Source organism: Microbulbifer regidiadema (SeqCode), from assembly GCF_052467605.1.
This window is the reverse complement of the sequence record NZ_CP174316.1, coordinates 4,578,094-4,605,000: the sequence shown is the minus strand read 5'-3', so window position 1 is coordinate 4,605,000 and position 26,907 is coordinate 4,578,094. Positions and strand designations below refer to the sequence as shown.

Below are 26,907 nucleotides of genomic sequence, written 5' to 3'. Positions count from 1 at the left end.
TTGAAGTGGCGCGCATTATATCCGCACCACCTTCTTTTGCAAGCCCCTCATTTTTGAGAAGCCCGAACCTTCAAAAGAGAAGGTATAAATAATGGCGGAGAGAGAGGGATTCGAACCCTCGATGAGTGTTAACCCATACGCCCTTAGCAGGGGCGCGCCTTCAGCCACTCGGCCATCTCTCCTTTTCAAGCCCTAGTGAAAACTTTGTTTTCGGGCCACCTCCGAAGAGGTCTTTCGTGTCGATCAATCTGTTTGATTGCTCTCTGAAAGTGGGCGGCATAATACCAACGGCTCAGCAAAAAGCAATGGGGAATCAATAACTTTTTGCACTTTTTTGTCTTTCCGAACAAGAAGCGAACAAGGTGTTCAAAAAAAAGACTTTTGCGCCAACGGTGCTGGTGAAAATATCTACAGCGCAAAATAAAAAAGGCCGGAGAGCCGGCCTTTTTTAGGGAACTGTTCCACTACTCGTTGCCACCCTCCTCGGAGGATTGCTTTTCACGCTGGATGCGCTGATAAATTTCTTCACGGTGCACGGCAACTTCTTTGGGGGCATTGACACCAATGCGCACCTGATTACCTTTCACCCCCAACACGGTAACCGTGACATTGTCGCCAACCATCAGCGTTTCGCCAATTCGGCGGGTTAAAATCAACATTACCTACTTCTCCTTGATCATCCTGTGATAAAGAGCAGCCGGCGTTCCCCTGGAACTGCTCTTATTTGGTCATCATAACCGGATGGCGGTGCACATAAGGCCCAAAACTACCCTTCACACTCTTCAGTATTGACCAGTCGAACAAAATCTCAACAGGCTGTATGCTACGTCGAGCCACTGAATTGCAATTAGTAGTTTTTTCCGCCAGCTGACCGGCTACAAAAATCTCGTTATCTTTCTTTGTCGGAAAGTTCAAATTCGCTGTGCAGCGCCCGAACCGCCAGCTCCAGGTAGCGCTCATCAATAATCACCGAGATCTTAATTTCAGACGTGGTGATCATTTGAATATTGATGTTGTCTTCACCCAGGGCGCTAAACATACGACTTGCCACATTTGCATGTGAACGCATACCTACGCCAACAATAGAAACCTTGGCAATCTTGTCATCTGTGATCACCTCGCGGGCCCCAAGCTCGGCAGAAACTCGCTCCAACACATCGCGGGCTTTGCCCAGATCATTGCGGTGTACGGTAAAGGTAAAGTCCGTCGTACCGTCGATGGCACTGATATTTTGAACAATAACGTCGACTTCAATATTTTCAGCGCCAACCGGCGCCAAAATTCGGCATGCAACGCCTGGGGTGTCCGGCACTCCGCGAATTGTCAGTTTTGCTTCGTCACGATTAAACGCGATACCGGATACAACGGGCTGTTCCATATCGTTATCTTCCTCATCCAGGCTAATCAGGGTTCCGTCACCCTCTTCAAAAGTTGAGAGTACACGCAGGGGAACCTTGTACTTACCAGCGAACTCTACGGCGCGAATCTGCAAAACCTTGGAGCCGAGACTGGCCATTTCCAGCATTTCTTCAAATGTGATCCGCTCCAGCCTGCGCGCACTGTCGACCACTCGCGGATCGGTGGTATAAACCCCATCCACATCGGTATAAATCTGGCACTCGGCAGCATCTAGCGCGGCAGCTAATGCCACGCCGGTTGTATCTGAGCCGCCGCGCCCCAGCGTGGTGATATTGCCTTCGTCATCCACACCCTGAAAGCCGGCCACCACAATGACCTTGCCCTCATCGAGGTCTGTGCGCATTCTCTCCACATCAATGCTTTGGATGCGGGCTTTGGTATGGGCGTTGTCCGTAAGAATCTTCACCTGCCCACCGGTGTAGGAGCAGGCGTCATAACCGCGCTTCTTCAAAGCCATACTTAAAAGGGCGATTGTGACTTGCTCCCCAGTGGAAACCAGTACATCCAACTCTCTGGGGTCTGGTTTCTCCTGGATTTGATAGGCGAGATCAATCAGGCGATTCGTTTCGCCACTCATGGCAGACAAGACGACAACCATGTCATGCCCTTGAGCGCGAAACCCGGCAACTTTATCGGCCACTGCCTCAATTCGCTCAATCGAGCCAACCGAGGTTCCGCCGTATTTCTGCACGAACAAACTCATAACTTACTGTGTTTCCTTAGCTCCACAACAAGTACGCGCCCCGCCGGACTCACGCAGGCGCGCACTTAATCACCAAACCTCAGCGAAATCAACTCGACTACCTGTTTAGGCCGCTAATTTGACAAAACTTAACTAGCCTAAGGATTGTTCGATCCAGCTTGGCACCTCTTTCAACATATTGGGGAGTTCAGATACATCGGTTCCCCCGCCCTGAGCCATATCCTTTCGACCGCCGCCTTTACCGCCCAGTTTACCGGCAGCAAAACGCATAAGGTCACCGGCAGAAAGGCGGTCAGTCAGGTCCTGGGTCACCGCCGCTACCAGGGCGACTTTTTCATCTCCCGGAGCCGCCAGCAATACCACGCCGCTGCCGAGCTTATTCTTCATTTGATCCGCCAGATCGCGCAGAGACTTGGCGTCAGCGCCATCAATGGAGGTTGCCAGCACCTTAAAGCCGGCCAAATCAATGGCCTGAGCGGAGAGGTCTCCGCCGGCACCGCTGGCCAACTTGGTTTTGAGCTGGGCGATCTCTTTCTCCAGCTTGCGGTTATTGAGCAAAAGCTGCTCGACCTTATCCGCCAAAGTGTCCGGGCGCGCCTTAAGCAAAGTGGCCACATGTTCCAGGCGATGCTGGGCCTGATCGAACAGAGACATTGCGTGGGCACCTGTTACCGCTTCGATACGGCGCTGACCGGAAGCGATACCGCTCTCACCAACAATACGGATCAAGCCGATATCCCCGGTGCGCTTAACGTGGGTGCCGCCACACAGCTCCACAGAGAAAGCCCTGTCGTCGGTCTCACCCATTGAGAGTACGCGAACAGTATCGCCGTACTTCTCGCCAAATAGGGCCATAGCGCCCATGGCTTTTGCCGACTCGATATCGGTTTCGCGTGTTTCAACTGGGGTATTTGCGCGAATTTGGCCGTTCACCAGGGATTCAATCGCATGCAATTGTTTTGCCGTCACCGCTTCGGGGTGGGAGAAATCAAAGCGCAGGCGCTCGGAGTCCACCAGGGAACCCTTCTGGGTCACATGCTCACCCAACACCTTGCGCAAGGCCGCGTGCAATAAGTGCGTTGCGGAGTGGTTCAGCGTGGTGGACTGGCGAACATCAGCAGACACGGTGGCCTCAAGGGTTTCACCGACGGCAATAGCGCCTTTTAGCGCCTTACCACTGTGCAAGTGATGCGCGCCCTGCTTGGTGCAGTCGCGCACTTCAAAGCGGGCATCGGCGGCACTCAAATAACCGCTATCGCCCACCTGGCCGCCGGACTCTGCGTAGAAGGGGGTCTGGTCCAGCACAATCGCGCCCTCTTCCCCTTCCTCCAGGCGTTCAACCTGTTCGCCATCTTTAACAATGGCCAAGACTTTGCCGCTTGCCGCAGTCGCGCTGTAACCGAGAAACTCAGTGGCGCCATCCAATTCGAGGACATCGGTATAGTCCTGCTTAAACTTACCGGCGGCGCGAGCTCTCTGGCGCTGGGCCTCCATGGCGGCCTCATAGCCATCCATATCCAGGGACAGGCCGCGCTCACGGGCGATATCCTGAGTCAGGTCTGTAGGGAAGCCATAGGTGTCGTGCAGAGTGAACACCAACTCACCGGGAATTTCACTACCCTCAAGAGAGCTCAGGGCATCTTCCAGCAGCGCCATGCCCTTATCCAGGGTCTTGGCAAACTGCTCTTCCTCTTTGCGCAGCGCGCTCTCAATTAACTGCTGCTTTTCACGCAGCTCCGGGTAGGCATCCCCCATCTGCTCCGCAAGCGCTTCTACCAGTTTGTAGAAGAAGATATCTTTGTGTCCAAGCTTGTGTCCGTGGCGCACGGCGCGGCGAATAATACGGCGCAGTACAAATCCGCGCCCCTCATTGGAGGGCATTACACCATCGGCAATCAGGAATGAGCAGGAGCGGATGTGATCGGCGATCACCCGCAGGGACTTCTCTTCCAGATTGCTACAGCCAACCACTTCCCCGGCCGCTTTCAGCAGCGCTTGGAACAGGTCAATTTCATAGTTGGAATGCACACCCTGCATTACAGCGGCGATGCGCTCCAGGCCCATACCGGTATCCACTGACGGCTTGGGCAGCTGGTGCAACTCGCCATCAGCGGTGCGCTCATACTGCATAAATACCAGGTTCCAGATCTCGATATAGCGATCGAGATCGTCGTTATCGGAACCGGGGGGACCGCCGGGCACATCGGCACCGTGGTCATAGAAAATTTCAGAACTGGGACCGCAGGGACCGGTGTCGCCCATCTGCCAGAAGTTATCCTCGTCGAGGCGGGAGAAGCGCTCGGCACTCACCCCCATCTCTTTCAACCAAATATCAGCCGCTTCATCATCGCTGATATGTACGGTTACCCAGAGGCGCTCCTCCGGCAGGTTCAATACCTTAGTCAGGAACTCCCAGGCAAAACGAATCGCTTCACGCTTGAAATAATCGCCGAAGCTAAAGTTGCCGAGCATCTCAAAAAACGTGTGGTGGCGTGCGGTATAACCGACATTTTCGAGGTCGTTATGCTTGCCCCCGGCACGCACACAGCGCTGCGAGCTGGTGGCGCGATTGTAGGAACGCTTTTCCTGCCCCAGAAAGGTGTCCTTAAACTGCACCATGCCGGCATTGGTGAATAGCAGCGTCGGGTCGTTGCCCGGAACCAGGGAGCTTGAGGGCACAACCGTATGGCCCTGCTCAGCAAAATAATTCAGAAAGGCGTCGCGAATTTGTGCGCTTTTCATCCGGCGTAATTCCACTTCGTTAGTTGAGTTTTATTTGGTTGGCCTCCGTGACTCGGTGTCACTTCTAGCCCACTATTGTGCGAGTCCCTGCTCGGGCATTCTTTTTTGAGCCAGCAGGTGGACGTGCAGGTGAAATACAGTTTGACCTGCGCTTCGACCATTATTAACCACCAGTCGATAGCCTTCGAGTCCCAGCTTGCGCCCCAGTTCTGCCGCAACCCACATCAGGTGGCCGAGCAGGGATTTATCCTCAACCTGAGCATCAGATAAATTCACTAGGGGTTTGCGTGGGATAATGAGGAGATGGGTCGGCGCTTGTGGCGCGCGATCCTCAATAACGACACATTGGTCATCCTCGTAGATCATCTCGGTAGGAATATCTCCCGAGATAATTTGACTGAAAACGCTGGGTTCACCCATAGGTTTATTTTTCCAGCTTTTCCTCGGCTGTGAGCTGCCGCGCTTCAGACTCCAGCATTACCGGTATGCCATCCCGTACAGGGTAGGCCAGGCCGCTGGCCTTACAGACCAACTCCTGAGTGTCCTCCCGGTATTCGAGCGGTGCTTTACTCACCGGGCACACCAATAGGCTCAGCAACTTTTTATCCATGTTCTACCCCACTATTTTCCCCCGGCAGTACTTCCGAGGGGCAAAAATGACCGCGTATCATACAATGCTTCATACGCTTTTACACGGTATTCACTCTCGCTTATGTTGCGCTATTTTGGGGTTTTACGCTTTTTTACCCTTGCGTGACAGCGGTGCGGCCTGCAACTACAGCGTTGAGATGACCGATTAACAGCTCCCGAGCCAGACGCCCCTCCTCCACCTCGTTAAATACCTCGTGGTAGGATTTCGGGAAACAGTGTAGCTGTTTGTTTTTTGAACCCAGCCGCTCAAACCATTTGCGGCTCAGCTCTACATCGACAATTTTATCCGACTCCGGCAATAGCAACAGACAGGGTACAGATAGCCTACCCAGCCGCTCCGAGAGAAAGGTCCGCTCACGGATAAAAGCCTCGAACCAGCATAGGGATATGCTGCCATGCACTAATTTATCCTCGCCATAGCGCCTGACGACCTCCGGGTCCCGGGATAGCCAGCGGCTATTTATCCGGCTGGAGAGAAGCAACCGCGGAAACCCGCGAGCAAACAGTAACGCCAGCCACAACAAAAACCCTTTCGGCTCATTTTTAGCGCGAAACCCCGGCGCAGAGAGGCTTAAGCTATCGACCGAGCCGTAGCGGATCACACAGCCACAGGCGATAGCCGCCCCCATACTGTGCCCGAGAAGGTGCAAACTAAGCCCGGGGTTTACACTTTTTACCAGGGCGATGAATTGGTTGAGGTCCTCGCTGTAAAGCGCAAAATCCTCAATATGGCCGCACCGTCCCTCCGACAGTCCATGGCCATAATGATCCAGTGCATAGACACTGTATCCAGCGCGATTCAGATCCCCGGCCAGCTCGCTATAGCGCCCACTGTGCTCTCCCAATCCGTGTGAAATAACCACGACACCCAGCGCCCCATCAACCCACCAACACCGGTAGTGCAGTGTCACCCCCTTTGTGACAAATTCCATTTCAACTTCCTTAATTTCCCTATTAATTCTTATTTCGCGGGCTACTCCAGAGCTTCGCGATACCTACCCAACATTGCCAAATGATTCATTCGAGAACGCTTGAGCAACGCTTCCTGCGCTGCCGCAACGTTTTCTGGGCGCCCCTGCCAAGCGGCGAGCGCCGGCTCCTGAAGCGCGCGCCCATAAGAAAAGCTCAACTGCCAGGGCTCAGCCCCCCGCTGGTTCATAGCATTGAGGTTGGCGGTGGCCTCTTCCGGCCCCTGCCCCCCGGAGAGAAAGTTAATCCCCGGTACTGCCGCTGGCACGGTTCGGCGCAAACTGCGCAGGGTATATTCCGCCACCTGCCCGGGGTCAGCCGACTCCGCTTTCGCCCCCGGGGTCACCATGCTCGGCTTAAGTAACATCAATTCCAGTATTACCCCGTGCTGGTGAAGAGCGTGAAATACAGAGTGCCAAACCCGCTCGTTCACCACCGCACTGCGTTCAATATCGTGCTCGCCATCCATCAACACTTCGGGCTCCACAATAGGTACCACCCCCTCGGCCTGACACACGGCCGCGTAGCGGGCCAGCATCTCCGCATTTGCGCTAAGCCCGAGGCCCGTGGGGTTGTGGTGGCCGATAGCGTAGACCTCGCGCCACTTGGCAAAGCGCGCCCCCTGTACCTTGTACTGCCGCAAGCGCTCGGACAAGCCGTCCAGCCCATAGGTAATCATATCTCCCGGGGCTCCCGGTAAGGGTCCCTTGCCCTTGTCCACTTTAATGCCCGGCAGTATGCCCTGAGCTGCGGCCACTTCAGGCAGAGGGCGCCCCTCAATATCCTTTTGCCCCAGAGTTTCCTCGAACAAAATAACGCCGCTAATACACTCACCCAAGCCCTTGCAAGACAGCAGCGCGGCGCGATAGTCGCGTCGACTCTTCTCGGTGGAATCAACCCCGATAGTGGCAAAGCGCTTGGCGATAGTGCCGCTACTTTCATCGGCCGCCAAGATCCCCCTCTGGCCATCGACCAAAGCCGCCACCGTTTCCTGCAACTTATCGATCTGTGACATCTCACCCCTCCCTTCGGTTATTGTGCAAAGAGGATGGGCGGTCCCAGCTAAAAAGCCCTACAGGCTTTCACCGCCCTACGCCAGCCAGTTAGTAATTGCTCCCGCTCTACTGCGGCCATTGCCGGTATAAAATCCCGCTCGATTTCCTGTAGACACTCCGGCAACTCCTGTGGCTGCCAGGTTCCACTGCCAATACCCGCCAGCAGTGCGGCACCTATAGCCGTGGACTCAATCTGCTGAGGGCGCTCGACGCGCAGAGAAGAGATATCCGCCTGGAACTGCATCAGGAAGTTATTGGCGCAAGCACCCCCGTCCACCCGCATATGCGTTATCGGTAAACCCAGGGCTCGCTCCATTAGGCGGGCCAGCTCGTCGCTCTGATAAGCGATAGATTCCAAGGTTGCGCGCACCACCTCGGCTCGACCAACGCCGCGACTCAAGCCGCAGATAGTCCCCCGCGCCGATGGGTCCCAGTGTGGCGCCCCCAATCCACTAAATGCCGGCACCAGGTAAACACCCCGGGTATCGGGAATACTCTGAGCGATGACCTCGGTATCCACCGCCTGCTGAATCATACCCATTTCATCGCGCAGCCACTGTATGGCGGAGCCCGCCGTAAACACCGCCCCCTCTACGGCATAGGCCGGCTTGCCCCGGGCATCACAGGCCACTGTAGCCAGCAAGCCCTGAGGAAGCTCCGGGCGATCCTCACCGGCATAAGCCAACATAAAACAACCGGTTCCATAGGTATTCTTAATACTGCCGGGCTCGGTACATCCCTGGCCAAACAGCGCCGCCTGCTGGTCTCCCGCGACACCGCAAATCGGAGCTGACATACCGAGAAAGGCCTGGGGATCTGTATCGATAAAGTGACCTGCCGACGGCAGAATTTGCGGGAGAATAGATTCTGGGCACTGGAAGAAGTCGAGTAACTCCCTATCCCAGGCTTTGTTCTTGAGGTTATACAGCAGGGTGCGGCTGGCATTGGTGTGATCGGTAAGATGGGCCCTTCCGCCACTCATCTTCCAGATCAACCAGCTATCCACCGTGCCAAAACACAGATCCCCCCTCTGGGCTCGGCTCAGCAGGTCGGGGTTGTGGCGGAATAGCCAGGTCAGCTTGCTCGCGGAAAAGTAGGCATCCAGCAATAGGCCGCTGCGCGCTCGCAACCAGTCAGACCGGCCGAGCGCCTCCAGCTCACGGCACACCTCGGCAGAGCGCCGACACTGCCACACTATCGCGGGAAAAACCGGCTCGCCTGTATATCTGTCCCAGAGAATGGTGGTCTCGCGCTGATTGGTAATCCCTACCGCCGTGATATCCGACGCGCAAATACCGCCGCGCTCAAGTGCTGCGGCACAGACCCGGAGAGTGACCGACCAAATCTCTTGCGCATCCTGCTCAACCCAGCCAGGTTGGGGGTAATGATTGGGGATTTCGGCGTAGCTGCGGCCAACCAAATGGCCCTTACTGTCGAAAATAAAGGCTGTGGTACCGGTGGTGCCCTGGTCAATAGACAGGATCATAGAGTTCTCGCGCTTATTCTTCTGGTCCCTTTCTACGCCTGAAAGAGCGGCCAAAAGCTATAGACCAGCTCCCCAGACACCGGTCAGAATATAAGCCCGATTAATCGCCGTCCAGCGCCCAGCCAATCGCATCGGCGGGAAATCCCCGATAAGCCAGATATCGCTGACGCCGCGCCCGCTCCTTCAGCCACTGATCTCTGGGGAACTCAGCACTTATTGAGGCCCGGTATTTCCTCTGTAGCATTTCTGCGGCCAGCTCAAACCAGTCCACTTCCAGCTGCTCCAGAGCCCGAGCAATCAACTCACCGCCCACACCGCGCTGCTGTAATTCCTGGCGAATACGAATAGGCCCCTGCCCCCGCTGGACACGGGAGCGGGCAAATACCTCGGCAAAGCGCTGATCGGATTGGTAGTTGAGTTCCTGTAGACGCTCAAGGAGGGCTTCGAAATCGGCACCGGGGAATTTGGCCGCAAGCTTCTGCCTCAGTTCACGGCAGGAGTGCTCGCGGCGGGTCAACAGCTCAAGCGCCGCGCCGAAAAGCGCCTGAGCTGAATCAGCGGAGGAATCCGCTTTTGTGTACGGCATCTACTCTTCCGGTAACTCCACAGCCTCTTCAGAGGTGGCCGGGACCAGATCACCGAGCAGCTGCGCGCGCAACTGGCCTTCAATTTCGTTGCGAATAGCGGGGTTATCGCGCAGGAACTTAGTGGCATTCGCCTTGCCCTGGCCGATCTTATCGCCCTTGTAGCTATACCAAGCGCCGGCCTTATCTACCAACCCCATCTTCACACCGTAATCGACAATCTCACCGATCATGTTGATGCCTTCACCATACATGATCTGGAATTCGGTCTGCTTAAATGGAGGGGCGACCTTGTTCTTAACCACTTTCACCCGGGTTTCATTGCCCACCACCTCATCGCCATCTTTAACGGAGCCGATACGACGGATATCCAGGCGTACAGAGGAGTAGAACTTGAGGGCGTTACCACCGGTGGTGGTTTCGGGGCTGCCGAACATAACACCGATCTTCATACGAATCTGGTTGATAAAGATCGCCAGGGTATTGGTGTTCTTGATATTACCCGTGAGCTTGCGCAGGGCCTGGGACATCAGGCGAGCCTGCAAGCCCACGTGGGAGTCACCCATTTCGCCTTCGATCTCAGCGCGCGGGGTCAGGGCCGCTACGGAGTCCACTACCAGCACATCAACGGCACCGGAGCGCACCAGCATATCGGCCACTTCCAGCGCCTGCTCACCGGTATCCGGCTGGGATACGATCAACTCATCGACATTTACACCCAATTTTTCTGCGTAGATAGGGTCGAGGGCGTGCTCGGCATCCACGAAAGCACAGGTGCCGCCGTTGCGCTGGGCCTCGGCAATCACTTGCAAAGTAAGGGTGGTCTTACCGGAGGATTCCGGTCCATAGATTTCAACAATACGGCCGCGCGGCAAGCCGCCTATTCCCAGAGCCACATCCAGGCCGAGGGAGCCGGTGGAGATCGCGGGGATACGCTCGCGTTCCTTGTCCCCCATGCGCATCACAGTGCCTTTACCGAACTGGCGTTCAATCTGAGAGAGCGCCGCCTTTAGCGCCTTGTCTTTATTGGAATCCATGACCATTCCCGTATTTCTGAGCTGTATTGAGTGGTGGCAAGCTTAACGAAGGATTACTGTATAGGCAACCAGTAATTCCTTAAGCTGAGTACCAGCTCCACATTAATTTGAGCACTGCCGGAAAGGAGGCCAGTGCTGGCCGCAAACGGGGAAAAATTGACCCGATGGACAGGCTCAAACCGGGTGCTCATAGACAATCGCCAGCATCCCCTTGAGTGCCTCGATCACGGTCTGCGCTTGCACCTCCGCCCGATTGCCGCTGAACAGGAAGCGCTTCGCATCGATCTGTACCGGCTCCTGCCCCTCCGCATGGGCCCAGGCAATCCAAACAGTACCCACCGGCTTCTCTGCACTGCCGCCATCGGGCCCGGCAATACCGCTGACGGCAACGGCGAGATTGGCATCCATCATCGCCAGAACCCCACAGGCCATCTGCCGTGCAACCGGCTCGCTCACCGCACCAAACTGCTTCAGATCGCCGCTATCGACCCCTAGGACACTGTTCTTAATCCGATTGGCATAGCTCACAATTGATCCGTCGAACCAATTAGAGGCACCCGCAACAGACGTAATCGCTGCGGCAATCGCACCGCCACTACAAGATTCTGCCGACGACACTCGCCACGCTCTCTTTTCCAGCTCCCGACCCAGCTCACTGGCAAGTTCGATTATCTCTCTGTGATCCACTGTTTCATCCTATTCAACCGCCTCCAGGCCCCACCCTACGGAAGCGGGCCCCAATTCTGAATGTCGACCAGCGCCGACCTGCCCCCCATTTTAAACGAGCAGCGCCTCCGCCGAAAATTCAGCCGCCCTCAACAAAATTAGAACCTGGATTTACAGCAAGATCATGCCGACACCAAAAGATAAAAAATACCGCCAAACCACCAAATCCAACCTCTCCCACTATCTCAGCTAAAAATTGGAATTTAAATTTTAAAAGAGGTGTAAATTCAGCAAATAATTTCAACCGAACAGTTTAGAAGACAAGAAATAGCTTAATGATAAAAGGGCAAAAAATGTGCAAGGGCTCTTATCCACGCTGTCCGCCTCATTTTTTAATAAAATAATTTTCATATATGCGACAAGCTGGACCGCTCCTACGATAAAGGGGCCGCACATTCCCTTTGCAGCTGCCGGCTTTTTGTTAGTCTGTTACTGCTGTAGTAAAAAATAAGTACCAAAATAAAAAGCAGATAAACCTCCAAGCCCCACCAACAACAGTGGGCGCGAAAGTATAGCCATATAAAAACATAATGACGTTGGCGACCCTATAAACAATTAAAGAAAGACAAAATCATGAACTTAAAAAAATCAGCGATTGCAGCTGCGATTGTCAGTGCCTGTGTGTCTTCACTTGCCGGTGCGAAAACACTGGTATGGGAAGACAATTTCGATGGCGACAGTATTGATAAGTCCGTCTGGACTTACGATGTCGGCAATTCAGGCTGGGGTAACAATGAATTGCAAACCTACACCGACGACAGCGCCAATGCCTATATCGAAGATGGCAACCTTATTATTCAGGCGCTGCAAAATGATGACGGCAGTTTTACCTCCGCTCGTCTAAAAACCCTAGGTCGCATGACCTATCAATACGGCACTATTGAAGCGCGCATAAAACTGCCCGACCTAAATGCCGGATTGTGGCCCGCCTTCTGGCAGCTCGGTGGCGACTACGGCCAAGTGGGCTGGCCCGCCTGTGGCGAGCTGGATATTCTTGAAGCGGGCATGGCCGAGGCGCTCAGCGCCGGCACCGTCAACTCCGAGGTTTCAGGTGCTTTTCACTGGTGGCATGAGTCCGATGACTACACCGGCCAAGCAGACTACGGCCAATCGAAAAACCTGGTTGACGATTTCGGTTCCAGTGTGGACCTCACCGAGGACTATCATGTTTTCGGCATGACCTGGACACCCGACAGCATCGCCATGTGGGTCGACGACGAAGCCAATGAAATTATCAGCATCGGCAGTGAAGACCCGGCCTTTGACGAGTTCCGCCAGCACCACTTCCTGATCCTGAACTTGGCGGTAGGTGGTGTATTCCCGGAAATTTATACCAATAGCGAAATCACCGCACCTATGCCCGCTAAAATGTATGTGGACTATGTGCGCATCTACGACAACGACGACAGCAGTTACAGCACAGAAATTTCTCTGGCGGAAGACACGGCAAAAAATGGCGATATCGGCGTATTTTCTGAGAGCGCCAGCCTATCCGAATCGCTGGAGCTTGGCACCGATACAGAGCTGTATATCTGGAATCAAAACAGCATGGCTGCAACTGTTAGCAGCGATGCCGCCGAGGGTGACGAAGCACTGGAGTTAGAGATTACCGCTGGTGAATGGTTCGGTATGGGCTTTTGGATGCACTATGACCTGAATCTGATGAACTATGAAAACGGCCATCTCAATCTCAAAATGAAAACCACCAGCAGCCAGACTATCGGCATCGGAATTTCCAGTACTGGTGGCGGAGATGCCTGGATAGACCTGGTAGATGGCGACGATACCTACGGCTTTGAGCGCGACGGCGAATGGCACCAGGTCAGTATCCCCCTAAGCAAACTCGGAGTAGACTTCAACACTATCAGCCAGGCATTTATGATTCGCGGCGATGCTGCATCTGAAGACTTTGTTCTGGCCATTGACGAGGTCTATTTCAGCGAGAGCGTTGAAAAAACAGCGCCAACCGGTGTCTTCTCTCTCTACAGCGAAACCACCGAGGCCAACTCAACTTTCACCCAGGGAACTGACGGCAACCTGTATATTTGGGGCAACACCCTGCTGGAAGCCAATCAAACCCCATTTGAAGGTGAGGAATCCCTCTCCTTTTACTCCTCGGGTGCCGGCTGGTTTGGAATGGCATTTACTGCCGACAACTATTACGACCTGTCCGCCTTCGACAATGATTCCGCAATGCTGAATTTCGCTCTGAAGACCACTTCAGACACGACTTTTAAAATCGGCATGAAGAGCGGCAGCGTTGCCGATATTGGCCAGCAATGGATTGAATTTGCCAGCGGCTCCGACCCTTACAGCTTCACCCGCGACGGCGAGTGGCACCAAGTATCTATCCCCGTTACCGATTTCAGTAACGAGGTAGATATGTCCAATGTTATTCAGCTATTTGAACTGTTGGGCGTTGACGGGGATATCAGCGATATCGAGATTGACGATATCTATTTCTCCGGCGGAAGTTCAGACGGTGACGATAGCCATCACTGCCATCCGCACACTCGCAAGTGCCCCCCTCGCCACAAAGGGCATAAACATCACCGTGGAGGGCACGACCATCATCATAGAAACTGTCCCCCGCCGGCACAGTGCCCACGGGGTCCCCATAAAGGCTAAAAAATACAAAAGGGCACAGCCAGCTGGCTGCGCCCTTTTTTCTACTACACCAGCCAGTCTCTGCCACCAATATCAAAACTGGCCTGATCTGCCGACAGATATCACCTTTTACAGAGGCAGCCGAGCGTTACCAGCATCTAATTGCTCAGGAATTCTTCAGCTAAAAACATCAAACAATAAATATACACACTGTCATCACAACCCCTCGATTTAACCAGCCCTGAAAAGCTTTTCGGGTAAAACATTTACCAGCAAAAAACCAAAGAGACTTTTATTTTCTTGTAAAAAAATTACAAAAAATTATTTTTCAAGTGGATGCGACAAGCAGGACTGCAAGCGCGATAAAAGGTCTGAATCCACTTTCCCGGAGAACAATCGTTTTGCTAGGCTTTGCCCGTGACAAGCGCCTGTTATTTCGAGTGAAATTCAACCAGCAACAATTTAGGTATCCAGTCTTCACTAATTTCACAAACAGTCCTTGATGTGTCACACCACCTACTATCAGGCGTTTTATTCTTATAAATAATTAACAACGAAAGAAAATCATGACTATTAAAAAATCAGCGATAGCGGCAGCTATTGTCGGCACTTTTGTGTCCTCAATAGCCAACTCAAAAACTCTGATCTGGGAAGATAATTTTGACGGAGACAGTATCGACACTTCCGTCTGGACCTACGATGTCGGCAATTCCGGCTGGGGTAACAACGAGTTACAAAACTATACGGATGATAGCAGCAATGCTTATGTCGAAGACGGAAAGCTGATTATTCAGGCGATACAGGAAAGTGACGGCAGCTTTACCTCAGCTCGACTGAAGTCCCTCGGGCGCCTGTCCTACAAATACGGAACCATTGAAGCTCGCATCAAACTGCCCGATTTGGACGCGGGACTGTGGCCTGCTTTCTGGCAACTGGGCAGCGACTACGGTCAAGCCGGCTGGCCCGCCTGTGGCGAGCTGGATATTCTCGAAGGCGGCATGGCTGAAGCCCTCGAAGCCGGTGTCGTCAACTCTGAAGTTTCCGGTGCCTTCCACTGGTGGCACGAGTCCGATGACTATACCGGACAGGCGGATTATGGCGAGTCCAAAAACCTTGTTGAAGACTTCGGCTCCAGCTCCGATCTCACTGAGGACTACCATATCTTCGGCATGACCTGGACACCCGACAGCATTGTTATGTGGGTGGATGACGAATCCAACCAAATCGCCGCACTGACTGACACCAGTGATTCCGCCTTCGATGAATTTCGCCAGCATAACTTTTTAATTCTCAACCTGGCGGTGGGTGGCATCTTCCCGCAGATCTATGACAACAGCGAGATCACGGCGCCAATGCCCGCGAAGATGTACGTTGATTACGTACGTATCTACGACAACGATGACAGCAGCTACAGCACCGAACTCTCCCTGGCAGCCGATACGGCAAAAAGCGGCAACCTGGGCGTATTCGGAGACAGCAGCGATATTTCCGACTCCCTGGCGTTTGGAAGCGATATCGAACTTTACGTCTGGAACAATATGGAAAGCCAGTCCAGCCTCAGTGAGAGCGACGCTCTGGAATTCCAAATTGATGCCGGCGAATGGTACGGCATGGGTGTATGGATGTACTACGACCTAAATTTGATGAACTATCAAAATGGTCACCTAAACTTCCGTATGAAAACTACCAGTGAAGAGAGTATTGGCATTGGTATTAACAGTACCAGCGGTGGCGAGTCCTGGGTAGACTTGAGCGTAGAAGGCGATACTTTTGGCCTGGAGCGCGATGGGCAGTGGCACGAAGTAAGCATTCCCCTGAGCAAGTTTGGAGTGGATTACAACACTATTAGCCAGGCCATTATGCTGCGCGGCGATGCCCCAGCAGAGGCCTTTAGCCTCTCTATTGACGATATTTACTTTAGTGAGAGTGTGGCCAAAGCGGCTCCCAGCGGCACCTTCTCCCTGTACAGTGAAACCACCGAAGCAGACTCCACTTTCGAGCTGGGCAGCGATGGCAACCTGTATATTTGGGGTGAAACCCTGATCGAGACATCCACCTCCCCCTACGAAGGCTCCGAGTCCCTATCCTACACCTCCGCTGGTGCCGGCTGGTTCGGCATGGCTTTCACCGCTGACTATTACTACGATATGTCGGCCTTCGACAACGATACCGCCACACTCAATTTTGCCCTGAAAAGCAGCTCCAGCACGACCTTTAAAATCGGCATGAAAAGCGGCAGCATCGACGATGTGGAGCAGAAGTGGATTGAGTTTAGCAACGGCGCCGACCCCTACGGTTTTAGCCGTGATGGTCAATGGCACCAAATTTCTATCCCCGTAAGCGACTTCAGTGACGAAGTGGATATGTCCAACGTCCTCCAGCTGTTCGAACTACTGGGCGTAGATGGAGAGATCAGCGATATCGAGATTGACAATATCTACTTCTCCGGAGGCAGCGATAACTCTGGTGATGACTCCGACAATGGAGACGACGAGGGCGACAACAATGATAGTGGCAATCGGGACCTGATCGCACAGGCCAGCATCACCGCCAGCAGTGAAATCCAATCCATCGCACAAGCAACCGATGGCGACAGCACCACTCGCTGGGAGAGCGCCCATGGCAGCGACTCAGTATGGGTGCTCCTGGACCTGGATGAAGCGGAGGCGCTGAACACCCTGACAATCGACTGGGAAACTGCCAACGCAGCGGCCTATACGGTGCAAGGCAGTAATGACGCCAGCTCCTGGACTACACTGGCCAGCTTTAGTGGCGGCACTGACGGCGAGAGAACCGATGAGCACAGCCTGAGTGGTAGCTATCGATATGTGCGCCTGTACTTTACTGAGCGCAGCACAAGCTACGGCTATTCCATCTGGGAAATGGGCTTAACCGGTGGTGACAGCCAGGCTTCAAGTATCACTGCAACCTCTGAACTGCAAAGCGCTGAGCTGGCAATCGACGGAGACAGCAGCACCCGCTGGGAGAGTGTTCACGGTATAGACAATGTCAGCCTGACCTATGATCTGGGCTCTGTGCAGTTTATCGACAGCCTCCAAATCGACTGGGAAACCGCCAATGCCGCCGCCTACACCCTGCTCGGCAGTACCGATGGCAGCAACTGGACAACTATTGAGTCACTTTCCGGAATGGGTACAGGTGAACGCACCGATGCAATTAGCGTAGAGGGCGACTACCGCTACTTGCTGATTGATTGCACCGAGCGCAATACCCCGTACGGCTACTCCATCTGGGAAATCACTACTCTCTAAACCCTGTGGGGCAGCACTTTTCTGTGCTGCCCCTTATTCCCCCTTCGATTGCGAGGAAAATAATTCTAAATCCTCTGTATACAACTGCACCCTTGAGGCAATTTTTGTTCGCGCACCGCCACTATAGAAAAAAAAGGGCAATATCCCCTAAAGATAAACCATCGCTAAAATTGCACGCCCCTGTTTCACGTAGCTGCGATACAAATCCCCCACGGGGCTGCTCAAATCATCAACATCTACCCTTTTAAAGCCCAAAGATGAGTAAAAGGGTTCTAAATGTGCATAGGGGAATGTATAGGTATCGCTATCAAAGCGTTCCGCCAGCAGCGCCAATAACTGTCTCGCAACTCCCTGCCCCCGATAGTCCGCAGCAACAGCAACCCCAGCCAGCAGCTTAAAGGTTTCATAGCGCCGCAAATAACCACAAGCAATCACCTCGCCCCGTTCGCTCCGCACAACCCCGCAATCTTCATGGCGTTTGGCTTTGCCACGAAATCCATGCGTGCGATAAAATTTGTTCGCCAGCGGAATCTCTATATCCGTCAGCCACTGAACCCTATAACAAGGCTGCGTTTTCGCCATAAACCTGCCTCTATACCTCGAAGTAAAAAGATGCCCAGAGAGACCTGTAACACCTGCCTGCGCCCCCCCAATGTCTGCTACTGTAGCGCACTAGTGAAGCTGGCCAATACCATAAAGGTGGTGATCATACAGCACCCACAGGAAGGGAAGCACCCGTTCAATACCGGGCGCATGGCCTACCTGTGCCTGAACAACAGCGAAATGCTTATCTCTGAAACCCTAGCCCCCCAACAGCTGGGGCAGCTGCTTAAAACCCCTAGCGCCCTACTCTACCCGTCACTGCAGTGGCTACCTGAGACCCCCCAGTTAGACAAGGGCGGCTCTATCCTTAATCACAAAAACCAACAGGTAAAAATAGAGCAACTCATTGTGATCGACGCCACCTGGAAAAAGTCCAAAAAAATTCTTCACCTCAACCCCAAGCTTCAACAACTCCCGAGACTAAATCTCAACGGGAATCTAAAGTCCACTTACACCATTCGCAAAACTACGGTTGCCGATGGTTTATCCACCATTGAGAGTATCGCCATGGCTATGACTCAACTTGAAGACAGGAGTGACTTCTCCAGTCTTTTGCAACCTTTTGCAAAAATGATCAGCCTGCAACAGCGTAGCTATGCGCTAGAAACGACTTAATGAAAATAGAGATCGCTGCCAGTGAAACCTCAAGGGGAGAGCTGCACCACCATCGCATCAGGAAATATCAAGTTAGACACGCCTTGATAGGTCAGCACACACATAAAGATCGATAATGTATACCGAATAATCTTTCGATATCGCTCCTCATCAATCCTGGACTGAAGTCTAAAGCCAATAATTAGCCCCAAATAGGCAAACACAGTAACTGCGAACAGTGGCATCAGTGCCAAATCATTAAAGCCCGAATAGAACGATAGCACGGCAAACTGTATCAGCTTACCCATCAAGAAACAGATATTGGAAACAATAATTACTTCTCTCGATGACTTGCTAACCTCCAATAAATAAATCATCAATAGCGGTGCAATCGCATTAGTAGCACCACCAATCATACCTGCCAAGCTCCCCATAATGACCGGGAAAAGTACTGGCCGACTGGAAAGCTTGCAAAGATACTTCTTCAAATGATTGGAAAACAGATAAAACAGGATTGATATTGCCAGCAACAACTTGAGAAAGTCAGGATTTGCCCAGGTTAACAGCCATGCTCCGGAAAAACTTCCCAGCGACACCAGCAATATCACCAAAGCATATTTAGAAAAATCAACCCTATAATCTCGACATCTATAAAGACTGAAAACAATAAGCAAAAGCGAGGGCAATAAGGTTAATACCACTGCCGTTTTCAAATCATAAACCAGTGCCAGAATGGGTGTGGCGAGCATCGGAAAACCGAAACCCAACGCCCCATGAGCAACCCCCGCTATCAGGATAAGTAGCAATCCTACTGCAACTATCTCTATGACCACTCGCTAAGTAACCCTCGATATAGCAGGCATATCAAAATACATTCGTTTAAGGCGCCTTGCTCTATTCTTTATTCCAGTTTTTGTATGAAGGTGTCGCCGACTCAAAAGCACCGTCATTGTACAGAAAAAACGCTCTATCGCTATGGGATATGATCCCACCGTTCCCTGACTTGCCTATCCCTCAGCCCCCTAAATCAAGCTCACACAAGCCCAGCTATTTAACAAAACTGAAACAAGCTCTCTCCCCCCCTAAATGGACAAAGTTTACCGGGACACAAAAAAACGTAGTGAACTGCGCCAAAGCAAGATAATTTAATAAAACCACAACAAACAACCCCCAAAAGAGAAAAGAAAGCGTCACAAAATAAAAAGTAGCAACGGCAAGCCCAGCGATCAATCCACCCCGCAAGGTGGAACAACAGTCCATATATCAAAAATAAAACCTATAAAGTGGATCAGAGCCCCGCCGTTAAGGGCCAATCCCGCTTTCGAGATAAGCTGAGGGGAAAGCATGAAAGATACCAAGGCGCGCAAATCATTTAAATGCAGATACCAAACAGCCCCAAAGAAAACGTCCGACCAACTCCTGCCAGATGGCAGTCATATAAAGCTGAGCGCCGCCACTAAAGTGGCTGTCAGCTACTCTGAGACACGTAGACGTATACGCTTATTCAATGGAGAGGCACAATTCAGCATTTATAAAGATATAAGCTGGCCACTTATTATAGAATCGCGGCAAACATTGATCCGCACGCACAAATCCATCTTCAACATGGATCAGCGATATGGAGAAACAGAAGTCACTGTTCTAGAAGGGAAAATTATAGCCAGCCCAATAAAACAAACTAAAAATCGCAGCAAAGTCGAGAAAGGTGAAACACTCAAAACAACTGAAAACAACTGAAAACAACTGAAAACAGCACAGGAGCAATCAAAGCTTTTGACATTGCCACCTACAAGGACTGGTGTAGCGGCTATACCCAGGCCAACAATATCAGGCTGGCAGAACTTCTTATCAAGCTCAATCGCTTTACTGACATACCGCTGATAACCAGAGGGCGGGATACCAATAGGTTGTTGATCAGCGGAACTTACGACTTAAATCATATCGAAAACAGCATTCACTTACTGAGCAAATCCTATAACCTTAAAGCCACTAGAGAAGAGTTCCATATCATTCTCGAACAACTTGCCGAATAACTCCCTAATGCCCCCCCAAATGGATTTATTCCTCCCTGTAACATAGCCATAAAACCGTAGTTTTCTGTAATCTTTACAGCAAATACTGTCATTCTTAGTCGTTCTGCTATGACTAACAATACATAATTTGTTAGTCTAATTTACTCAGCTGGCAAGGAACACCAGGACTCCCCCCCTGGCTCAAAGACTCCTAACCTTGCCAGCTCTTTTTACTCCCACTTATTGCAAGTAAAGATACAGCCCAACAATACTATTCAACCGTATCTCTGCTCTCCTGCCTTAAATAACCAGCCGCATTTTCATCCTGCGCCAACTGCCGCTGTTCCATCATAGGTACTGCCCGGCTGCGCTGATTAATCGCATGAATATTTGAAGTATTTTCGAGGTCCCTACCGCTGGTAATGGAGGCAATGGACTCCCTATCCTTCAAGAAGCCTATCACATCATCCCTGATTTCAGACAGATCCCGCTCAGATTTATGCATTTCAAGTATATGCCTTGGATACTCTAAATTTCTCATACCAGATGCCGCAAAGGTACTGGAGACAACCTTGGTTACAATAACCCAGGGAGTAATTGAACTTCTTACCAATACATTTTCAGAACGTGTACTATCGTGTATGCCTGTACCTGTTGAAATTTTAGACTCGGTAAACGTACCTTCGCATTTAAAATAAACCAATAATGATTCAAATTGTATTTCTGCAAAAAAGATATGCGCAGCATTGGTTAAAAAACGGGCAAAGGTATGAAGAATAAATCCAACTAACAATAAGTGGATTAAAGTCATGCAGAGGGCTCCCCCTGCGGCAACATATTCCTCCAGCAAGGCCAAGCGCCCACTTTCCTGTGTTAAAGCAGTAAACTCCTGCTCAACAGCCGCAATAGATTCCGGTTGAAAAAATTGGATAATATCAATGAACGAATATGCCACCCAAATGGTTAATGCAGTGACCACAAGATAGAGAGCATTACCCACATAAAGACTGATATCGCGAATCCACCTGAATCTATCCCCCAGATCAACGGGGCGGACCGTAGGCTGCACCTCCTGGATCATTTCCCCGGTAAAGGAACCTTTGCCATCGATTTGCTCTACCAGATTTGGATCAAGCTCTCGATAAACCCGATTAGGCACCTCTTTGTAGCGGCGATTTGCCATCACAAGATTATCCAGGTTGATAAAAATCTCCTTCGGATGAACGGATTCCTGCCAGTTATCCCGCAGCTCGGAAACCTCTGTTACCGGATTCGCGACCTCACTTCTAAAACGCAACATAGCGACAACAGCAAAACTACAAGCTGAACCGACGATGACAATGCCTAAAATATACAGAAAAGGGCTAAAGTTCGGTAAGGCTTGGGCCAAAACAGCCGAAACACTAATTAGCTCATCTAAAGAAGAACCACCTTGCTTCGCAAAAAACTCGACTCCCAGGCTTAAGCCCAACCCCAGCAACAGAGGCACCACGATCGAGAATACAATCGTTTTTACAATACTTCCCCCGGTAAGACTCGCCACACTTTTTTGGGCCTCTCGGGAGATACCACGACTCGCGGAGCGCCATACAACCAGCGTATACAGCAAAGCAATAGCAGAGTACATCGGAAATAGCTCTTGCCCCATATCGCCGGCAAAGCCGCTAAGACAAATAAAGGCAACAATGATATAGGAGAGTATAACCGTAAGCGTACTTACCCAAGCGCCAAACTGTGCTTGTGCCATATTCCGGATGGGGTATGGCATATAGAGCAGCCGGGGAAAGATACTGTGTAGCACTCGCGCCAAGAAGCCTTTGGGCTCAAGAAAGGTCGAGTTCTTGCGCCCAACTAACATCTCCTCCAGTTCAGAAGCGGTATAAGCGACTTCATTTTTCTCTTGAGACGCCGTGCTTGCTTCAGATTTGGAGTGATTAAAGGCCAGTGATACCGGATGGTTGCGCCCGACGAAAAATCGCAATAAAGCAAAAATCCCCCCAGACAAAGCTCGGATACCGCTTACCAATAAAGCTGCGCCGACAATAACCAGCACCCAACCATTGACAGGGTTCGATTTCACCTGGCCTGCAGCCATAAAGAGCAGGATCAGAGCCACAAGAGACTGCACACCGCCCCTGATTGCCGTAACTCGCCCCTCTTTCTTAAAAGGGTTCTTAAGCCCCAGATCAATTGAGCCATAATCAAATGCCATATACTACCCCCTCGGTACAGATCCCCATGCCTGAAGCTTAAATTCAAAACATATACACACTTTTTAAGTGTATGCAGCTTAAGGCTTTCCTGATCATATTTCACTCATTTTCTATACAGCTGGCAACAATAGTTAGTAAACCAACTGTAACCTCCTGTGCGTCGCATGGATTTCTGCATAACTGGGTATTCTTGAAGGCTTGATAAATGCGCTGTAAGCCGCTCGCATATGACCTGCGCAGCGCCGAGCAGACAAGTTACCAATACCGGTCCCCAAGCCGGGGCATACAATTGACTTTATACCTTCCGAAGGATCTGACTTATTGAACTGCTGTACCGCATTTAAGATTGCTCGAAAAGCATAATAAGCATTTAGAGTACTGGAGACATCTTCTGGCACACGCATAGTTGGAGCTGAGATCAAATAGGGCCAATTCTCATGGGAAGTAGGTACTATTATCGCAGCCCCTACAGGTAGCTCACCATGAAAATCTCCTTTAATTTTCTCTTGTAAACGGTCTTCAACTCGAAAACCCAACCTATCCCTAATAGAAAGATCCAGCCCACCATCCATGATCCCAAAACTGTTTGCAGGGCTAACCATCGCATCAGCTGGCCTGGAAAATAAATCGCCCCCAATAACTTCAACGGTCTCCACACCTTCAAATACTTCACCCCAAGCATCTACAAGTTCTTTTGATTTATCAATTAAGTAGATTTTAGCAGGCAGCATATAAATCTCATTTTTAACAGAATTATTTACAGCCTCACAACTTACTCACCCGATAATCAACTGTAAAGTCTTTTATCCACGTAACTCCTGAACCACTCATAATTTCATTCCCAAGCTCTACATCAGCTATATATAACTCTTTGGAAATTAACCCTTCCTTAACTGCGTAGCTGAGAAGTTCTAAAGCAGGAATAGAGATCTTCATGGAAGGCTGTTTAAGCCTAAATGATACATACACCCAATTATTATCATTTACTCCCGACATATCCCTCCAGTCCTTATGGTACCAAACCTCCCATGCAGCACCATTAACCGTAAGCTCGCTATATTTTCTTCCCGCAGGACTAAAATGTCCCTCAGTAAAGTAGGTCCAAATCATAATTTCAGCAGCTATTACTGAACGATTTTGCTCATCCCCTCTATACTCCTCCGAGATTAACCACATAGTCGTGGCCGTATTATGGTCTCCATTTGACACACTTTCTGTATGATGTGAAATATCAAGTTTAGTAAGACTAGACATCTTCAAAGGAAATGAATCATCAAACTTAGGCTCTGGCGACCAAGGTGAAGCTCCTACTTTTATTTGTGGCTGAGAATAAATCACCTGCCTTCCAAAGGGCCAAGACCAGGACCAACCAAACTGCAATTCACCATCTACCAACCGTTCCTTCAAACACTGGGTCCAAGGATCATCTTTTGCCGCATACTTATTCCAGACATTATTACTCAAAACTCCAAGCTTGGTTGGAGCACTGTAGAAATCGTCGCAACTTATAGTTGCCCCCTCAGGCTTAACCCAACCGACATCTTCACCAACAACCTTTGAGCAAAAAGAAAGAACAACAGAAAAAACCAAGATAAACCTCAAAATTAAACCTCACAGTCAAAAATCCAAATATAGCGACTAAAGTTAAATATCAAACAATCAAATATAGAAAAGTTTCAGATAGAACCCATATTGGTTTGTTTTACGAAATTCACAATCACAATCCACAACCATGAAAAAGATTAATGGTCTTTTGGGATTATAGATGGACAGCTATATATTCTCCTATAAAGAGAGAATCAGGCGCTACTGGTGTTATCAACAATAGGGTAAAATCTCGACTGCGCGCAATCCACTCACATAAATTATACCTATAGCCACTTTTAACCAACAACCCCATTGTCAAAGTCCACCTCTCCCAAGCACTCACAACCCTAAGAACCACCGGTTTTTATCCATATTTTCTGTATAACGCACCCAAAATCAGCCAAAGATCTAGAACACCCTGGGTTTACCGAAATTATTGCCTTAGCCAATTTCAGAATCTCACCTCCTGTGAGATTAGAATATCCGTATATTTTCATTATTAATAGTCAACGCTTTTAGCTTGGATTCGCATTTAGCGCTCTACTCCTAATCGCTGAATAGACACGGCTTCTTCTGGATCATTTCAAAGCGGTGTTTCTTACAAAACGCACTGCCTTTAATGGCACCTCTTTGGCATACTTTGTTTTTACACCGTATATCTTCTCTTTCCGAACCAAGACAGTCATAAAAGTCTCGATCAATTTTTCTCTGATACTCCTCTGATGAAAGAGGCTTAAAATCCGGATGAGGTAAAAATGCATCATGTTCGTAATAGTAGAGAAATGATTCAAGTAATAACTCGTCAGTGAGCTCGCAACCTAAACCTTTAGCGAATAAAGCTATGCTTTCAATAGTGCCTGAATCTAGAGTAGAGACAAGTCCTTTCTCTTGTGTAATTAGTGGCTCATCATTTTCATCAACCTGATCATCTTCTAGTTCATCAACGTTAATGATCTGGCCAAGCGTGTCAAAATTCCAGCCCCCCTTTTCCGGAAGATACAACCACCCCTCTTCAAGCTGCCCACTTGCACGTTTTAATATATTTATTAATGCTTCCATACTTCCCTAACATCTAACTCTCGGCTTAGGCTTTATACACATATCTGAATTCTATTCAAAGTCTCACATAAAGAAATAATCTACCTCCCATCGGAGCGGCGAAATAGAGACGCACCGATTACGCAAAAATGGGAGTGAATCGACAAAAATAGCGCATAGTTTTGGACTCCTCACAGCAGTGTTGTGTTAGTCTTTTATTGAATCTTCTACAAGTGCTCCAGAGGAGATCGTATTTTCTATCCAGTCAATGTAATAGGATACACGGACGTTATAGCCAGCATCTCCGTAACGCCCTCCGTAATAGGTCCGTAAATCCCTTTCGCTAGAATCCCAAGCAACTATACCCGCTAGTTTCCATTCTTGATCTTCGTTGATTAATACCGGACTTCCACTATCTCCTTTACCAGCCATACCTTCGAGCTTAACTGCTGTTTTAGGCGTATCAAAAACATAGGAAATCCAACGATCTTTAACCGTAGAAATTTCGTTGAATGCTCTCCGCAAGGTAGTACGATGCGGACTATTAGCTTTTGGTCCAGCATCTCCTCTCCCAGTGCTACCTTTACCAATTAGCTGTACAATTTTTCCAATTTCATCATCACCTCGATATAGAGAAATTGGCTTTACATCCGTAATTGGATTTTCAAGTTTGATGAGCGCAATGTCGTCTGTTGATGCAATAAACTCTTGAAGGCTAGACCCATTACCAGTCGCCAAGGCTTCTTTTATCAGTTTATTATCTGGTGCCTTATACCCGGGATGGACAATTACAGATGCTACCTTTCTCGGCTCGTTATTTAGATTGACTTCTTTGAAATGTTGCATACAAGCCACATGCGCTGCTGTAACTATCCACTGAGGAGAAATTAAAATACCGTGTCCCTCACCAGGAAAATCTACCAATGCAGGCAGCACAGATGAAGGAATTCGATATTCTTCATCTTCGGTGTCGTCACGAATAATGATCGCATTTACAGTAGATGATATGAACAACAAAACTAATAGCAAATATCCCTTCATTCTTCTTTTCCTCTTAATAAGGATTACTCGCCAAAAGGCTAACGCACGATAATCGGCTAGCGCTATATAGCGATGACAGCCTGGTGAAGGCCCATAGGGCCGGAATGCAACTCATCACCTTTCTACACGAGGGGCCCTGAACCCCGTTAACTTTCTTCAAAAACTTCCAGTGCTGTATTAAGGGCATTTATAGATGATGGAAACCCTCCGTACAGCGACATCTGCCAGATAATCTCGCCGATTTCTTCTTTAGTTAAGCCTGCTTTCAATGCCCCTTGGATATTAACTTTTAGTTGCGGTGACGTTTGGCCGCCTATTGCCGTAAGTGCAGCAATGGTAGCGATATAGCGTGATTTTAGATCTAGCCCTGGCCTTGAATACTGCTGTCCATAAGCGAAATCAACCACAGATTCCCCGATGCCAGGTACGTACTTTCCATACCTTTGTTCTAGTACCTCTTCCATTCCAGGATTTACTTCTTCTACCAACGCCCTTCCCCGAGAAAGGGTATTACTAACCTCTGTTTTATCATTCATAAATTTTGTGTCCTTTGAAGGGGCATCCGAAG

General features: G+C 50.3%; 24 protein-coding genes and 1 tRNA gene. 4 read left to right on the top strand and 21 right to left on the bottom strand.

Annotated features, from left to right (window positions below; all coding sequences use genetic code 11):
* Nucleotides 1-92: 92 nt before the first annotated feature.
* The 13 genes from ACJJIF_RS20810 to ACJJIF_RS20750 all read right to left on the bottom strand — a co-directional run bounded on the left by ACJJIF_RS20810 (nucleotide 93) and on the right by ACJJIF_RS20750 (nucleotide 11,616).
* A tRNA-Ser gene (locus ACJJIF_RS20810) sits at nucleotides 93-182 on the bottom strand.
* 282 nt (nucleotides 183-464) lie between these two features.
* On the bottom strand, nucleotides 465-659 hold the full coding sequence (gene csrA / locus ACJJIF_RS20805) for a carbon storage regulator CsrA (RefSeq protein WP_091391203.1): 195 nt from the start codon (nucleotides 657-659) through the stop codon (nucleotides 465-467).
* Between the two features lie 230 nt (nucleotides 660-889).
* Entirely contained in the window at nucleotides 890-2,122 is a 1,233-nt protein-coding gene (locus ACJJIF_RS20800; RefSeq protein ID WP_444930166.1) for an aspartate kinase, read from the bottom strand.
* 132 nt (nucleotides 2,123-2,254) lie between these two features.
* A complete protein-coding gene (gene alaS / locus ACJJIF_RS20795; RefSeq protein ID WP_444930165.1) occupies nucleotides 2,255-4,864 on the bottom strand; it encodes an alanine--tRNA ligase in 2,610 nt (869 codons plus the stop codon).
* Nucleotides 4,865-4,936: 72 nt separating this feature from the next.
* The gene (locus ACJJIF_RS20790; RefSeq protein WP_444930164.1) at nucleotides 4,937-5,284 is read right to left on the bottom strand and encodes a histidine triad nucleotide-binding protein; all 348 of its coding nucleotides are present in this window, start codon (nucleotides 5,282-5,284) and stop codon (nucleotides 4,937-4,939) included.
* Nucleotides 5,285-5,288: 4 nt separating this feature from the next.
* Nucleotides 5,289-5,474, bottom strand: coding sequence for a Trm112 family protein (locus tag ACJJIF_RS20785; protein ID WP_108734085.1), 186 nt, complete (start codon nucleotides 5,472-5,474; stop codon nucleotides 5,289-5,291).
* Nucleotides 5,475-5,607: 133 nt separating this feature from the next.
* On the bottom strand, nucleotides 5,608-6,447 hold the full coding sequence (locus ACJJIF_RS20780) for an alpha/beta hydrolase (RefSeq protein WP_444930163.1): 840 nt from the start codon (nucleotides 6,445-6,447) through the stop codon (nucleotides 5,608-5,610).
* Between the two features lie 41 nt (nucleotides 6,448-6,488).
* On the bottom strand, nucleotides 6,489-7,499 hold the full coding sequence (locus ACJJIF_RS20775) for a class I fructose-bisphosphate aldolase (protein ID WP_444930162.1): 1,011 nt from the start codon (nucleotides 7,497-7,499) through the stop codon (nucleotides 6,489-6,491).
* A gap of 47 nt (nucleotides 7,500-7,546) precedes the next feature.
* On the bottom strand, nucleotides 7,547-9,025 hold the full coding sequence (gene glpK / locus ACJJIF_RS20770) for a glycerol kinase GlpK (protein WP_444930161.1): 1,479 nt from the start codon (nucleotides 9,023-9,025) through the stop codon (nucleotides 7,547-7,549).
* A 100-nt stretch (nucleotides 9,026-9,125) separates the two neighbouring features.
* Nucleotides 9,126-9,611, bottom strand: a complete 486-nt coding sequence (locus tag ACJJIF_RS20765) for a regulatory protein RecX (RefSeq protein WP_444930160.1) — start codon at nucleotides 9,609-9,611, stop codon at nucleotides 9,126-9,128.
* On the bottom strand, nucleotides 9,612-10,646 hold the full coding sequence (gene recA / locus ACJJIF_RS20760) for a recombinase RecA (RefSeq protein ID WP_444930159.1): 1,035 nt from the start codon (nucleotides 10,644-10,646) through the stop codon (nucleotides 9,612-9,614). It lies immediately after the preceding gene.
* Between the two features lie 174 nt (nucleotides 10,647-10,820).
* Nucleotides 10,821-11,333, bottom strand: a complete 513-nt coding sequence (locus ACJJIF_RS20755; RefSeq protein WP_444930158.1) for a CinA family protein — start codon at nucleotides 11,331-11,333, stop codon at nucleotides 10,821-10,823.
* A 118-nt stretch (nucleotides 11,334-11,451) separates the two neighbouring features.
* On the bottom strand, nucleotides 11,452-11,616 hold the full coding sequence (locus ACJJIF_RS20750; protein ID WP_444930157.1) for a hypothetical protein: 165 nt from the start codon (nucleotides 11,614-11,616) through the stop codon (nucleotides 11,452-11,454).
* A gap of 329 nt (nucleotides 11,617-11,945) precedes the next feature.
* On the opposite strand from ACJJIF_RS20750, the gene ACJJIF_RS20745 reads away from it, so the two are divergent.
* A complete protein-coding gene (locus ACJJIF_RS20745) occupies nucleotides 11,946-14,000 on the top strand; it encodes a family 16 glycosylhydrolase (RefSeq protein WP_444930156.1) in 2,055 nt (684 codons plus the stop codon).
* 545 nt (nucleotides 14,001-14,545) lie between these two features.
* Nucleotides 14,546-17,251, top strand: a complete 2,706-nt coding sequence (locus tag ACJJIF_RS20740; protein WP_444930155.1) for a discoidin domain-containing protein — start codon at nucleotides 14,546-14,548, stop codon at nucleotides 17,249-17,251.
* 147 nt (nucleotides 17,252-17,398) lie between these two features.
* Here ACJJIF_RS20740 and ACJJIF_RS20735 read toward each other — a convergent pair whose 3' ends face one another.
* On the bottom strand, nucleotides 17,399-17,833 hold the full coding sequence (locus ACJJIF_RS20735; RefSeq protein ID WP_444930154.1) for a GNAT family N-acetyltransferase: 435 nt from the start codon (nucleotides 17,831-17,833) through the stop codon (nucleotides 17,399-17,401).
* 30 nt (nucleotides 17,834-17,863) lie between these two features.
* Between ACJJIF_RS20735 and ACJJIF_RS20730 the strand changes: the two genes are divergently transcribed.
* Nucleotides 17,864-18,469, top strand: coding sequence for a tRNA-uridine aminocarboxypropyltransferase (locus tag ACJJIF_RS20730; RefSeq protein WP_444930153.1), 606 nt, complete (start codon nucleotides 17,864-17,866; stop codon nucleotides 18,467-18,469).
* A gap of 29 nt (nucleotides 18,470-18,498) precedes the next feature.
* Here the strand turns inward: ACJJIF_RS20730 and ACJJIF_RS20725 are convergent, their stop codons facing one another.
* Nucleotides 18,499-19,281 (bottom strand): sulfite exporter TauE/SafE family protein, encoded by a 783-nt coding sequence (locus tag ACJJIF_RS20725; RefSeq protein ID WP_444930152.1) that lies wholly within the window; start codon nucleotides 19,279-19,281, stop codon nucleotides 18,499-18,501.
* 511 nt (nucleotides 19,282-19,792) lie between these two features.
* On the opposite strand from ACJJIF_RS20725, the gene ACJJIF_RS20720 reads away from it, so the two are divergent.
* Nucleotides 19,793-20,185, top strand: coding sequence for a FecR domain-containing protein (locus tag ACJJIF_RS20720; protein WP_444930151.1), 393 nt, complete (start codon nucleotides 19,793-19,795; stop codon nucleotides 20,183-20,185).
* A 546-nt stretch (nucleotides 20,186-20,731) separates the two neighbouring features.
* Here ACJJIF_RS20720 and ACJJIF_RS20715 read toward each other — a convergent pair.
* The 6 genes from ACJJIF_RS20715 to ACJJIF_RS20690 all read right to left on the bottom strand — a co-directional run bounded on the left by ACJJIF_RS20715 (nucleotide 20,732) and on the right by ACJJIF_RS20690 (nucleotide 26,875).
* Nucleotides 20,732-22,672 carry a hypothetical protein gene (locus ACJJIF_RS20715; protein ID WP_444930150.1) on the bottom strand — a complete coding sequence of 647 codons (1,941 nt, stop codon included), beginning with the start codon at nucleotides 22,670-22,672 and terminating at the stop codon, nucleotides 20,732-20,734.
* 132 nt (nucleotides 22,673-22,804) lie between these two features.
* On the bottom strand, nucleotides 22,805-23,404 hold the full coding sequence (locus ACJJIF_RS20710; RefSeq protein ID WP_444930149.1) for a macro domain-containing protein: 600 nt from the start codon (nucleotides 23,402-23,404) through the stop codon (nucleotides 22,805-22,807).
* 34 nt (nucleotides 23,405-23,438) lie between these two features.
* Nucleotides 23,439-24,263: a GH12 family glycosyl hydrolase domain-containing protein gene (locus ACJJIF_RS20705; RefSeq protein WP_444930148.1), complete on the bottom strand. Its 825-nt coding sequence runs from the start codon at nucleotides 24,261-24,263 to the stop codon at nucleotides 23,439-23,441.
* A 543-nt stretch (nucleotides 24,264-24,806) separates the two neighbouring features.
* A complete protein-coding gene (locus ACJJIF_RS20700; RefSeq protein ID WP_444930147.1) occupies nucleotides 24,807-25,319 on the bottom strand; it encodes a DUF7716 domain-containing protein in 513 nt (170 codons plus the stop codon).
* A gap of 186 nt (nucleotides 25,320-25,505) precedes the next feature.
* The gene (locus ACJJIF_RS20695) at nucleotides 25,506-26,339 is read right to left on the bottom strand and encodes a S1 family peptidase (protein ID WP_444930146.1); all 834 of its coding nucleotides are present in this window, start codon (nucleotides 26,337-26,339) and stop codon (nucleotides 25,506-25,508) included.
* A gap of 146 nt (nucleotides 26,340-26,485) precedes the next feature.
* Nucleotides 26,486-26,875, bottom strand: a complete 390-nt coding sequence (locus tag ACJJIF_RS20690) for a carboxymuconolactone decarboxylase family protein (RefSeq protein ID WP_444930145.1) — start codon at nucleotides 26,873-26,875, stop codon at nucleotides 26,486-26,488.
* Nucleotides 26,876-26,907 lie beyond the last annotated feature (32 nt).

Coding starts and splice junctions, on each gene's coding strand:
- ACJJIF_RS20775 (WP_444930162.1), bottom strand. CDS start 7,499: ATGTCACAGATCGATAAGTTGCAGGAAACGGTGGCGGCTTTGGTCGAT.
- ACJJIF_RS20790 (WP_444930164.1), bottom strand. CDS start 5,284: ATGGGTGAACCCAGCGTTTTCAGTCAAATTATCTCGGGAGATATTCCT.
- ACJJIF_RS20690 (WP_444930145.1), bottom strand. CDS start 26,875: ATGAATGATAAAACAGAGGTTAGTAATACCCTTTCTCGGGGAAGGGCG.
- ACJJIF_RS20735 (WP_444930154.1), bottom strand. CDS start 17,833: ATGGCGAAAACGCAGCCTTGTTATAGGGTTCAGTGGCTGACGGATATA.
- recA (WP_444930159.1), bottom strand. CDS start 10,646: ATGGATTCCAATAAAGACAAGGCGCTAAAGGCGGCGCTCTCTCAGATT.
- ACJJIF_RS20715 (WP_444930150.1), bottom strand. CDS start 22,672: ATGGCATTTGATTATGGCTCAATTGATCTGGGGCTTAAGAACCCTTTT.
- ACJJIF_RS20695 (WP_444930146.1), bottom strand. CDS start 26,339: ATGAAGGGATATTTGCTATTAGTTTTGTTGTTCATATCATCTACTGTA.
- ACJJIF_RS20730 (WP_444930153.1), top strand. CDS start 17,864: ATGCCCAGAGAGACCTGTAACACCTGCCTGCGCCCCCCCAATGTCTGC.
- ACJJIF_RS20800 (WP_444930166.1), bottom strand. CDS start 2,122: ATGAGTTTGTTCGTGCAGAAATACGGCGGAACCTCGGTTGGCTCGATT.
- ACJJIF_RS20710 (WP_444930149.1), bottom strand. CDS start 23,404: ATGCTGCCTGCTAAAATCTACTTAATTGATAAATCAAAAGAACTTGTA.
- ACJJIF_RS20780 (WP_444930163.1), bottom strand. CDS start 6,447: ATGGAATTTGTCACAAAGGGGGTGACACTGCACTACCGGTGTTGGTGG.
- ACJJIF_RS20720 (WP_444930151.1), top strand. CDS start 19,793: ATGAAAGATACCAAGGCGCGCAAATCATTTAAATGCAGATACCAAACA.
- csrA (WP_091391203.1), bottom strand. CDS start 659: ATGTTGATTTTAACCCGCCGAATTGGCGAAACGCTGATGGTTGGCGAC.
- glpK (WP_444930161.1), bottom strand. CDS start 9,025: ATGATCCTGTCTATTGACCAGGGCACCACCGGTACCACAGCCTTTATT.
- ACJJIF_RS20700 (WP_444930147.1), bottom strand. CDS start 25,319: ATGGAAGCATTAATAAATATATTAAAACGTGCAAGTGGGCAGCTTGAA.
- ACJJIF_RS20765 (WP_444930160.1), bottom strand. CDS start 9,611: ATGCCGTACACAAAAGCGGATTCCTCCGCTGATTCAGCTCAGGCGCTT.
- ACJJIF_RS20785 (WP_108734085.1), bottom strand. CDS start 5,474: ATGGATAAAAAGTTGCTGAGCCTATTGGTGTGCCCGGTGAGTAAAGCA.
- ACJJIF_RS20740 (WP_444930155.1), top strand. CDS start 14,546: ATGACTATTAAAAAATCAGCGATAGCGGCAGCTATTGTCGGCACTTTT.
- ACJJIF_RS20745 (WP_444930156.1), top strand. CDS start 11,946: ATGAACTTAAAAAAATCAGCGATTGCAGCTGCGATTGTCAGTGCCTGT.
- alaS (WP_444930165.1), bottom strand. CDS start 4,864: ATGAAAAGCGCACAAATTCGCGACGCCTTTCTGAATTATTTTGCTGAG.